Raw genomic sequence first — 13,221 nt, 5'->3', positions numbered from 1 at the left:
GTCAATGGCTTCCAGAAGCGTAAAGGTATATTCACCCAAAGTAGTGCTGCTGAAATTGAGAGTAAACACCGTGGTTTCGACATTCGAAATATCCGTCGTGAAACCAATGTAATTGCCTGAGCCTGTTGGTTCTTCTCGAATCTCAATGATCAAGCCATCGGACTTGAGCGCATTGTTAGTATTAAATTCACTTGGTTCTAAACGGAATTTCTCGACATCATCACTTTGATTAGTGAAAGTGATCGTTTCAGTTTGACTTACTGCGCTACCACTTGGCGATGAGCCGTCAGTTAAGTCAGCTTCTTCAAGTACAACGCTCGGCACCGTATTAATAATCGGATTGTCACCATCAGTAATGGTTAGCGTAATGGTTGAAGTCACCGGATCGTTATCGAAGTCACTTGAGGTCACGACTATCGACTTCACAATATCTTCGCTCACCGTGTGGTCTAAATTACGATTTGGCTCAAATCGCACTTCACCTTCAAGGGTGATAAACAGTTCGCCTTCCGTGAAGCTGAATTGCTGCTCGCCAGAGTCATTTTGGTCAAGCGTTCGTAGTTGACCATCATAAGTAAACTGAGTGATCGTCGCGCCATCGGCACTCTGATTTGGCATCACATCAATGGTATTGGTTGTGACTGTTCCGTCAGCCAGATTGGGCTCGGTGATATCTAACGTACCATCTTGCATGACCTGAACATCATCACCGATGGTCACATTAAGCTGAGACACCAGTGAATCATCGCCGTCCGTATCAACCGCATAAACAGGCAGATCGAAGCTCAAATCGTTCTTATCTAAACCATCCACATGGTCTAACGCTTCAAGTAAGGTGAAGGTGTACTCACCTAGCGTGGTTACCGAAAAACTAATGGTAAACACTGGAACTTCAGCGTTCGAACCATCGGTAATAAAACCGATATAAGTCCCCGGGTTAGCAGAGTCTTCTTTTATATCGACCACAAATCCATTCGATTTCAGTGCTCCACCCACATTGAATTCGGTTGGCTCAATACGGAAACTGGTCACATCATCACTTTGATTCGTGAAAGTAATCGTTTCAGTTTGACTTACTGCACTGCCGATTGGCGCAGAGCCATCAACAAGGTTGGTTTCTGACAAGGTAACGCTTGGCACCGCATCAATAGTTGGAATATCACCATCGGTAATGGTGAGAGTAACAATTGAAGTCAGTATGTCATTGTCTGAATCGCTTGAGGTCACCACAATCGACTTCACGATGTCTTCGCTAGCCGTGTGGTCTAAATTACGACTGGGTTCGAAGCGTACTTCACCTTCAAGAGTAATGAACAACTCACCTTCCGTGAAGCTAAATTGCTGCTCACCATTGTCCGTTTGATCAAGCGTTCGAACTTGACCGTCATAAGTGAACTGAGTAATTGTCGCGCCATCAGCACTCTGATTTGGCATCACATCGATGGTATTGGTTGTGATTGTGCCGTCTGCAAAATTTGGCTCAGTGATATCTAAGGCACCACCTTGCATGATTTGGACATCATCACCGATGGTTACGTTAAGCTGAGACACCAGTGAATCATCACCATCGCTGTCGACAGCATAAACCGGCAGGTCAAAGCTCAGATCGTTATTTGCAAGGCCATCCGCATGGTCTAATGCTTCAAGTAAGGTGAAGGTGTATTGGCCTAAGTTCGTATCTGAGAAACTAATCGTGAAAATGTTAGTTTCAACGTTCGAGCCATCAGTAACATAACCAATGTAACCGCCCGGAGTGGTTGGGTCAGCTTTTAGCTCAACCGCTAATCCGTTTGATGTGAGAGCGCCACCAACATTAAACTCAGTCGGTTCGATACGGAAACTCACCACATCATCACTTTGATTGGTAAAGGTAATGGTTTGAGTTGAACTTACGGCACTTGCATTCGGAGCAGAGCCATCACTCAGATTAGTTTCTGACAAGTTGACTGTTGGCACATTATCAATGGTTGGGATATCACCATCGGTAATGGTCAGTGTGACGGTTGAGGTCAGCACATCATTATCAGAATCGCTAGACGTCACCACGATCGACTTCACGATGTCTTCGCTACGCGTGTGGTCTAGATTACGATTAGGCTCAAAGCGCACTTCACCTTGAAGAGTGAAGAACAGTTCGCCTTCTGTGAAGCTAAACTGCTGCTCGCCGTTGTCATTTTGGTCCAGCGTTCGAAGCTGACCATCATAAGTGAATTGCGTCACCGTTGCGCCATCGGCACTTTGATTCGGCATCACATCGAAAATAGCAGTCGTCGGTTTGCCTGCTGCTAAATCAGTGACCGTCGGCTCAGTGATATTGAGCGCACCGTCTTGCATGATTTGAACATCATCACCGATAGTCACATTGAGTGGCGACATCAGTGAATCATCACCATCACTGTCTACCGCGTAAATAGGTAGATCAAAGCTGAGGTCGTTGTTGCCACGGGCATCTTGGTGGTCCAAGGCTTCAAGCAAAGTGAAGGTATATTCACCTAGGGTGGTGCTAGAGAAACTCAGTGTAAATACCGTAGTTTCCATATTCGTCGCACTGGTAGTAAAACCAATGTAGTCACCCGACCCTGCCGGGTCTTCACGTAATTCAACGGCTAAACCGTTCGATTTAAGATCATCGTTAGTATTGAATTCCGTTGGCTCAACACGGAAACGAACCACATCATCACTTTGATTGGTAAACGTGATGGTTTGAGTTGAGCTTACCGCGCTGCCACTCGGAGCAGAGCCATCGCTCAGGTTAGTTTCAGAAAGGGTAACACTTGGTACCGCATCGATGGTTGGAATATCACCATCGGTAATCGTCAGTGTTACAGTTGAAGTCAGGGAGTCGTTATCGAAGTCACTTGAAGTCACTACGATCGACTTCACGATGTCTTCACTTGCCGTGTGGTCTAAATTACGATTTGGCTCAAATCGCACTTCACCTTCTAGGGTGATAAACAGTTCGCCTTCCGTGAAGCTGAATTGCTGCTCGCCTGACATGCTTTGATCGAGTGTGTTTACGACTCCGTCATAAGTAAACTGAGTGATCGTCGCGCCATCAGCACTCTGATTTGGCATCACATCAATGGTATTGGTCGTGATTATTCCATCAGCCAGATTTGGCTCGATGATATCTAACGTACCGTCTTGCATGATTTGGACATCATCACCAATGGTCACATTGAGTTGAGACACCAGTGAATCATCGCCATCACTGTCGACAGCGTAAACAGGCAGATCAAAACTCAAATCGTTCTTATCTAGGCCATCTACATGGTCTAACGCTTCAAGTAAGGTAAAGGTGTATTCGCCCAACGTACTTGTAGAGAAGGCAATCGTGAAAACTGGAACTTCTGTGTTCGAACCGTTGGTAATAAAACCGATGTAAGTACCTGGGTTAGCAGAATCTTCTTTTATCTCGACCGCAAATCCGTTCGATTTTAGTGCTCCACCCACATTGAACTCGGTTGGCTCAATACGGAAGTTTGCTACATCATCACTTTGATTGGTGAAAGTAATCGTCTCAGTTTGACTTACTGCACTGCCGCTTGGAGCTGACCCATCCGTAAGATTAGTTTCCGAAAGCGTAACGCTTGGCACTGCATCAATGGTTGGGTTATCACCATCCGTAATGGTCAGCGTCACTGTGGAAGTCAGTACGTCATTGTCTGAATCGCTTGAGGTCACCACAATCGACTTAACGATGTCTTCGCTAGCCGTATGGTCTAGATTACGATTTGGCTCGAAGCGCACTTCACCTTCAAGGGTGATGAACAACTCACCTTCCGTGAAGCTAAATTGCTGCTCACCATTGTCAGTTTGGTCCAGATTGCGAACTTGCCCGTCATAATTAAACTGAGTGATTGTCGCACCATCGGCACTCTGATTTGGCATCACATCGATGGTATTGGTTGTAATTGTGCCGTCTGCAAGATTTGGCTCAGTGATATCTAAGGCACCACCTTGCATGATTTGAACATCGTCACCGATGGTTACATTTAACTGAGACACCAGTGAATCATCGCCATCGCTGTCAACCGCGTAAACAGGAAGATCAAAGCTCAGATCATTATTTGCCAAGCCATCAACATGGTCTAACGCTTCGAGTAAGGTGAAGGTGTATTGACCTAAATTGGTATCCGAGAAGCTAATCGTGAACACGTTAGTTTCAACGTTTGAACCATCCGTAACAAAACCGATGTAACCACCCGGAGTAGTTGGGTCGGCTTTCAGTTCGACTACCAGGCCGTTTGATGTCAAAGCACCACCGACGTTGAACTCAGTCGGTTCAATACGGAAATTTGTTACATCATCACTTTGGTTGGTAAAGGTAATGGTTTGAGTTGAGCTAACCGCGCTGCCGCTTGGTGCAGAGCCATCACTAAGATTAGTTTCAGACAAGTTCACAGTTGGAACATTATCAATGGTTGGGATATCACCATCGGTAATAGTCAACGTGACGGTTGAGGTCAGCACATCGTTATCGGAGTCACTAGACGTCACCACGATCGATTTCACGATGTCTTCGTTCAGCGTGTGGTCTAGATTACGATTAGGCTCAAAGCGCACTTCACCTTCAAGAGTGATGAACAGCTCTCCTTCGGTGAAGCTAAACTGCTGCTCGCCGTTATCATTTTGATCAAGTGTTCGAAGCTGACCATCATAAGTGAACTGAGTGATCGTCGCGCCATCGGCACTTTGATTTGGCATCACATCAATGGTGTTAGTTGTCACTGTGCCAGCGGCCAAATCTGCGACGGTTGGCTCGACGATATCTAACGTACTATCTTGCATGATTTGAACATCATCACCGATGGTGACATTTAACGGAGACATCAATGAATCATCGCCATCACTGTCTACCGCATAAACAGGTAGATCAAAGCTGAGGTCGTTGTTGCCTCGAGCATCTTGGTGATCCAACGCTTCAAGTAAAGTGAAGGTATATTCACCCAATGTGGTGCTAGAAAAACTCAGCGTAAATACCGTGGTTTCGACATTCGTCGCACTAGTAGTAAAACCAATGTAGTCACCCGACCCTGCCGGGTCTTCACGTAACTCAACGGCTAAACCGTTCGATTTAAGCGCGTCGTTAGTATTGAATTCCGTTGGCTCAATACGGAAACGAACCACATCATCACTTTGATTGGTAAAAGTAATGGTTTGAGTCGAGCTTACCGCGCTGCCACTCGGAGCAGAGCCATCGCTCAGGTTAGTTTCAGAAAGCGTAACACTTGGAATAACATCAATCGTCGGGTTATCACCATCCGTAATCGTCAGCGTTACGGTTGAGGTCAGAGAATCATTATCAAAATCACTTGAAGTCACCACAATCGACTTCACGATGTCTTCGCTAACGGAATGGTCTAGATCGCGATTAGGTTCAAAGCGCACTTCCCCATCAAGGGTGATAAACAACTCACCTTCCGTGAAGCTGAATTGCTGTTCGCCAGTGTCATTTTGATCAAGTGTTCGTAGCTGACCATCATAAATAAACTGAGTGATCGTCGCACCATCAGCACTCTGATTTGGCATCACACCAATGGTATTGGTTGTGATCGTGCCGTCGGCAAGATTTGGCTCGATGATATCTAAGGTGCCATCTTGCATGATTTGAACGTCATCACCGATGGTCACATTAAGCTGAGACACCAGTGAATCGTCGCCGTCCGTATCAACCGCATAAACAGGCAGATCGAAGCTCAGATCGTTGTTATCTAAACCATCCACATGATCTAACGCTTCAAGCAGAGTAATGGTGTACTCACCTAATGTGGTCGTAGAGAAGCCAATGGTGAATATCGGAACTTCAGTATTCGAGCCATCAGTAATAAAACCGATATAAGTGCCTGGGTTAGCAGAGTCTTCTTTTATATCGACCACAAATCCATTCGATTTAAGTGCACCACCCACATTGAACTCGGTTGGTTCAATGCGGAAGTTTGCTACATCATCACTTTGATTGGTGAAAGTAATCGTCTCAGTTTGACTCACTGCACTGCCGCTTGGCGCAGAGCCGTCAGCTAGATTGATTTCAGACAAAGTAACGCTTGGCACTGCATCAATGGTCGGAATGTCACCATCGGTAATAGTCAGCGTAACGGTTGAAGTCAGCACGTCATTGTCTGAATCACTTGAGGTCACCACAATCGACTTCACGATGTCTTCGCTAGCCGTATGGTCTAGATTGCGATTTGACTCGAAGCGCACTTCACCTTCAAGGGTGATGAACAACTCACCTTCCGTGAAGCTAAATTGCTGTTCGCCGGTGTCATTCTGATCTAGTGTTCGTAGCTGACCATCATAGGTAAACTGAGTGATCGTCGCACCATCGGCACTTTGCTCTGGCATCACGTCAATGGTATTGGTTGTAATTGTGCCGTCTGCAAGATTTGGCTCAGTGATATCTAACGTACCACCTTGCATGATTTGAACATCATCACCGATGGTTACATTTAACTGAGACACCAGTGAATCATCGCCATCGCTATCGACCGCATAAACAGGAAGATCAAAGCTCAGATCATTATTTGCCAAGCCATCTACATGGTCTAGTGCTTCAAGTAAGGTGAAGGTGTATTGACCTAAATTGGTATCTGAGAAGCTAATCGTGAACACATTGGTTTCAACGTTCGAACCATCAGTCACAAAACCGATATAACCACCCGGAGTGGTTGGGTCAGCTTTCAGTTCGACTGCCAATCCATTTGATGTCAAAGCACCGCCAACATTAAACTCAGTCGGTTCAATGCGGAAGCTGGTCACATCATCACTTTGATTGGTAAAGGTAATGGTTTGAGTTGAACTAACCGCGCTGCCGGTTGGTGCAGAGCCATCACTCAGATTCGTTTCAGACAAGTTCACAGTTGGCACATTATCAATGGTTGGGATATCACCATCGGTAATGGTCAGCGTAACGGTTGACGTCAGCACATCGTTATCAGAATCGTTTGAGGTCACCACGATCGATTTCACGATGTCTTCGTTCTGCGTGTGGTCTAAATTACGATTGGGCTCGAATCGCACGTCACCTTGAAGAGTGATGAACAGTTCGCCTTCTGTGAAGCTAAACTGCTGCTCGCCATTGTCATTTTGATCCAGCGTTCGAAGCTGACCATCATAAGTGAATTGCGTCACCGTTGCGCCATCGGCACTTTGATTTGGCATCACATCAATGGTGTTAGTTGTCACTGTGCCAGCGGCCAAATCTGCGACGGTTGGCTCGTCGATATCTAACGCACCGTCTTGCATGATTTGAACATCATCACCGATAGTCACATTGAGCGGCGACATCAGTGAATCATCACCATCACTGTCTACCGCGTAAATAGGTAGATCAAAGCTGAGGTCGTTGTTGCCACGGGCATCTTGGTGGTCCAAGGCTTCAAGCAAAGTGAAGGTATATTCACCTAATGTGGTGCTAGAAAAACTCAGCGTAAATACCGTGGTTTCGACATTCGTCGCACTGGTAGTAAAACCAATGTAGTCACCCGACCCTGCCGGATCTTCACGTAGCTCAACGGCTAAACCATTCGATTTAAGATCATCGTTAGTATTGAACTCCGTTGGCTCCATACGGAAACTAACCACATCATCACTTTGATTGGTAAACGTGATGGTTTGAGTGGAGCTTACCGCGCTGCTACTCGGAGCAGAGCCATCACTCAAATTAGTTTCAGAAACAGTAACGCTTGGAATAACGTCAATCGTAGGGTTATCACCATCCGTAATCGTCAGCGTTACGGTTGAAGTCAGAGCGTCATTATCAAAATCACTTGAAGTAACCACAATCGACTTCACGATGTCTTCGCTTACCGAGTGGTCTAAATTACGGTTCGGCTCAAAGCGCACTTCACCTTCAAGGGTGATATACAGTTCGCCTTCTGTGAAGCTGAATTGCTGCTCGCCTGAAATACTTTGATCCAGTGTGTTTACGACACCATCATAAGTGAACTGAGTGATCGTCGCACCATCGGCACTCTGATTTGGCATCACATCAATGGTATTGGTTGTGATTGTGCCGTCTGCAAGATTTGGCTCGATAATATCTAACGTACCGTCTTGCATGATTTGAACATCATCACCGATAGTCACATTGAGTTGAGACACCAATGAATCGTCACCGTCCGTATCAACCGCATTAACAGGTAGATCAAAGCTCAACTCGTTATTATCTAAACCATCCACATGGTCTAGCGCTTCAAGCAGAGTAAAGGTGTATTCCCCTAATGTGGTCGTAGAGAAGCCAATGGTGAATACCGGAACTTCGGTATTCGAGCCATCAGTAATAAAACCGATATAAGTGCCCGGGTTAGCAGAATCTTCTTTTATCTCAACCGCAAATCCATTCGATTTTAGTGCACCGCCCACATTAAACTCGGTTGGCTCAATACGGAAACTCGCCACATCGTCGCTTTGATTGGTAAAGGTGATGGTCTCAGTTTGACTTACTGCACTGCCGCTTGGTGAAGAACCATCTACAAGATTCGTTTCAGACAAAGTAACGCTTGGCACGGCATCAATGGTTGGGATATCACCATCCGTAATGGTTAGCGTCACTGTGGAAGTCAGTACATCGTTGTCTGAATCGCTTGAGGTCACCACAATCGACTTAACGATGTCTTCGCTAGCCGTATGGTCTAAGTTTCGATTTGGCTCGAAGCGAACTTCACCTTGAAGAGTGATGAACAACTCACCTTCTGTGAAGCTAAATTGCTGCTCACCATTGTCCGTTTGATCCAGAGTTCGAACTTGACCGTCATACATAAACTGGGTGATCGTCGCACCATCGGCACTCTGATTTGGCATCACATCGATGGTGTTGGTTGTGATTGTGCCGTCTGCAAGGTTTGGCTCAGTGATATCTAACGTACCACCTTGCATGATTTGAACATCATCACCGATGGTTACATTTAACTGAGACACCAGTGAATCATCGCCATCGCTGTCAACCGCGTAAACAGGAAGATCAAAGCTCAGATCATTCCTAGCTAAGCCATCCACATGGTCTAACGCTTCGAGTAAGGTGAAGGTGTATTGGCCTAAATTAGTATCCGAGAAGCTAATCGTGAACGCGTTGGTTTCAACGTTTGAACCATCCGTAACAAAACCGATGTAACCACCCGGAGTAGTTGGGTCAGCTTTTAGCTCAACCGCCAGGCCGTTTGATGTCAAAGCACCACCGACGTTGAACTCAGTCGGTTCAATACGGAAACTTGTTACATCATCACTTTGGTTGGTAAAGGTAATGATTTGAGTTGAGCTAACCGCGCTGCCGCTTGGTGCAGAGCCATCACTAAGATTAGTTTCAGACAAGTTCACAGTTGGAACATTATCAATGGTTGGGATATCACCATCGGTAATGGTCAACGTGACGGTTGAGGTCAGCACATCGTTATCGGAGTCACTAGACGTCACCACGATCGATTTCACGATGTCTTCGTTCAGCGTGTGATCTAGATTACGATTGGGCTCAAAGCGCACGTCGCCTTGAAGCGTGATGAATAATTCGCCTTCCGTGAAGCTAAACTGTTGCTCACCAATGTCATTTTGATCCAGCGTTCGAAGCTGGCCATCATAAGAAAATTGCGTCACCGTTGCGCCATCAGCGCTTTGATTCGGCATCACATCGAAAATGCTAGTTGTTACCGTGCCATCAGCAAGATTTGGTTCAACGATATCTAACGTACCGTCTTGCATAATTTGAACATCATCGCCGATAGTGACATTTAACGGCGACATCAGTGAATCATCGCCGTCACTGTCTACCGCATAAACAGGTAGGTCAAAGCTGAGGTCGTTATTGCCTCGGGCATCTTGGTGGTCTAATGCTTCGATGAGCGTGAACGTGTATTCGCCTAATGCCCCAGAATTAAAGCTTAATGTGAATACTGTAGTTTCTATGTTTGTGGCACTGGTCGTAAAACCAATATAGTCACCCGACCCTACAGGGTCTTCACGCAACTCAACAGCTAGACCGTTCGATTTAAGATCATCGTTAGTATTGAACTCTGTTGGCTCAATACGGAAACGAATAACGTCATCACTTTGGTTGGTGAACGTGATGGTTTGAGTCGAACTTACCGCGCTGGTACCTGGAGCAGAGCCATCACTCAGATTAGTTTCAGAGAGGATAACGCTTGGAATAACGTCAATCGTAGGGTTATCACCATCGGTAATGGTCAGCGTTACAGTAGAAGTCAGAGAGTCGTTATCGAAGTCACTTGAAGTCACAACTATCGACTTCACGATATCTTCACTCACTGAGTGGTCTAGATCGCGGTTCGGCTCAAAGCGCACTTCTCCTTCAAGAGTGATAAACAGCTCACCTTCTGTGAAACTGAACTGCTGCTCGCCTGAAATACTTTGATCCAGTGTGTTTACGACACCGTCATAAGTTAACTGAGTGATCGTCGCACCATCGGCACTCTGATTTGGCATCACATCAATGGTATTGGTTGTGATTGTGCCGTCTGCAAGATTGGGCTCGATAATATCTAACGTACCGTCTTGCATGATTTGAACATCATCACCGATAGTCACATTCAGTTGAGACACCAAAGAATCATCGCCATCGCTGTCTACCGCATATACAGGAAGATCAAAACTCAGATCGTTATTCGCTAGGCCATCTACATGGTCCAACGCTTCCAACAAAGTAAAGGTGTATTCGCCCAACGTGCTCGTAGAGAAGGCAATAGTGAACACTGGAACTTGAGTATTCGAACCATCGGTAATAAAGCCGATGTAAGTACCCGGGTTAGCAGAGTCCTCTTTTATCTCGACCGCAAAACCATTCGATTTCAGTGCACCACCCACATTGAACTCGGTTGGTTCAATACGGAAGCTCGCCACATCATCACTGCCCGCGGTAAAGGCAATCGTCTCGGTTGCGCTAACAGTACTTCCGCTTGGCGCAGAACCATCAGCTAGGTCTGTTTCAGATAAAGTGACAGGTGGAATAAGATCTATTGTTGGGTTCTGACCATCGGTAATACTCAGTTCAAGTGTTGCAGTATCAGTATCGCCATCACCATCTTCAGCCAAAAATGAAAACTGTTTGACGATAGTTTCGCTGCTTGAGTGGTCGATATCACGAGCGACTTCAAAACTGAGATCACCATTCAGTGAGATAGTGACCACACCCTCTGTAAAACTGAAGATCTGATCAGCATCAGGCAATAAACTTTGATCTAATGAATAATCAACACCGTCGTAGTTGAACGATTGAATTGTCGAACCATCGGCGCCTTCGAAGTTGAATAGGTTATACGAAACAACGGTATCGCCCGCTAAGGTCGGCTCGGTGACTGATTCAACCTTATCAACTAACTCAACGACATCGTCTTTAACGTTGACGAGAATCTCAGCGGCTTCTGGTGTGTTCGAACCTCCGGACAGTGCAGAACGATCTCCATCCGCATCAACGGCATAAATAGGCAGAGCAAAAGTTAACAGCGCATCTTCAGCACCTTGATGTGAAAGCTCTTCATACAGATTAAATTCGTAGCTCCCTAATGAAGGGCTATCAATTTTAACGTCAAAGACTGTAACTCTCGAACCATTGACCTCAACATAACCTTCGTAAGTTCTTATACCGTTGGTTTCATCAATAAGCTCAAGTAGGACGGCCTCACCATTTGAAACCAAGGTGCCACCAGTATTAAATTCTGCCGGTTCGAGTTCATAGTGGTCAATGATGTCACTTTCAAAAACATCTGCCGTAATACTGCCGCTGCCAGACACTTGCGCTGTGCCCTCTTGTGAGCCACCAACAATGCCCGCTTCATCAACATCAACACTGTCAACATTAGTGATAACAGGGCTATTGCCATCAGTAATGGCAATATTGATCGTATTGGTTACAACATCTTGGTCAAAATCAGTAATCGTGATCGGCAAAGCGAACGTCAGTGATTCGGTGCCAACTTGCTCTATCGGATTAGACTGTTCGAATTTATAGGTGCCATCGGTGTCGAGAGAAATAGTGAGAACAACCTCACCTCGGCCTTGGATGGACACAGTAATCGATGTTCCATCATCAGAAAGTCTGGCAAGCGTATTTTGATTGTCACTGAGCAACCCATCAAACTGGTCGAGTGCACTTACATCAAATACGGCTGATTGAAGGTTATCACTACCAATATTCGAGAACGTCCCTTCGATTGCCGCGCTGCTAGTTTCAACATTAGTGATATTGACACTTTCAGCAGACGGATCTATCCCGTCAAATACTGAAACTTGTGCGTTGACGGGTGTTGCTAGCGGATTCCCAGCGCTGTCTTCACCTTGAATATCGAAGGCGATATCGATTTGATCGCCAGTGTAGGAAACTTGACCACCGCCAACAGACGGTACATGGTCAACCGGCTGAGAAATCGTTGTAGTTAGAGAAAGCTCCAGGTTATTGCCAACACTGACGGCATCAATGTCGATACGTAATACTTCGTCGGTACCTTGAACACCAACGATAGAATTCGTTGCAGAATCATAAGTAAACGTGACAGGTTGACCGCTTGAAGTAATGTCGCTATCTAGTTCACTAAGCAGTGAAGTAAGGGATAAAGCTTCTGGAACAAAAGAATCAGGTGCGAGCGCTAAACTACCAGCAATAATCGTTTCTGTCGTTGTTATAGATTGGGGATAGGTATTGCCAGAAATGGAGCCTTCAGTAAGCACTTCACTGATTGATTGACCGCCCGATGAACGAGTGATCGTTCTGAATTCTTCTCTGTCTTCATCGACAGTTTGTACTTCTAGGCCTGCGGTCTCAAAGAAAGTCGATGGCTGAGTCTGTGTGTAGTTATAGTCAATCGTCACGAAGCCGGCGTTTGCGGAACCTAGTCCGCCACCAGCAGCCGTTGCTTCTAAAATTTGAGTCGGATCGGCACCACCTAAAATGGCTTCTTGGATAGCAGCAAGGTCATCATCAGTAAAGGTTCCTGCGTCCGCTTGCTCTAAGTCAAAATTGACTTCACCTGCAATTGGCGCTTCTACCCACGCTACATTATTGTCAACACAACCGATACAATTCTCGCCCACTGGAATAGCAGCGTTTTGAACACCTAATAGAATTTCAGATCCGTTCGAAGTAATAACGATCTCATTTGCACGGATAATATCACCAGCTGAAATCTTTCTGGCACTGCCGTCAGGCTTAACTACGACAACATCTCCACTCACTGCTTCAACTACTGCCGCCTGGCGCGAAACTTCAATATCCAT

General features: G+C 45.8%; 1 protein-coding gene (cut by a window edge). It reads right to left on the bottom strand.

Annotated features, from left to right (window positions below):
* Positions 1-13,221: the 5' portion of a retention module-containing protein gene (locus BCU75_RS18995; RefSeq protein WP_102474749.1), read on the bottom strand. The gene continues 14,523 nt to the left of window position 1, outside the view; 13,221 of the gene's 27,744 nt are visible here — the first part of the coding sequence; its start codon is at positions 13,219-13,221; its stop codon lies beyond the left edge, outside the window.

Source organism: Vibrio splendidus (assembly GCF_002873455.1).
Classification (GTDB): Bacteria; Pseudomonadota; Gammaproteobacteria; order Enterobacterales; family Vibrionaceae; genus Vibrio; species Vibrio splendidus_J.
The sequence above is the reverse complement of the archived record's forward strand: the minus strand, read 5'-3'. Positions and strand labels throughout refer to the sequence as shown.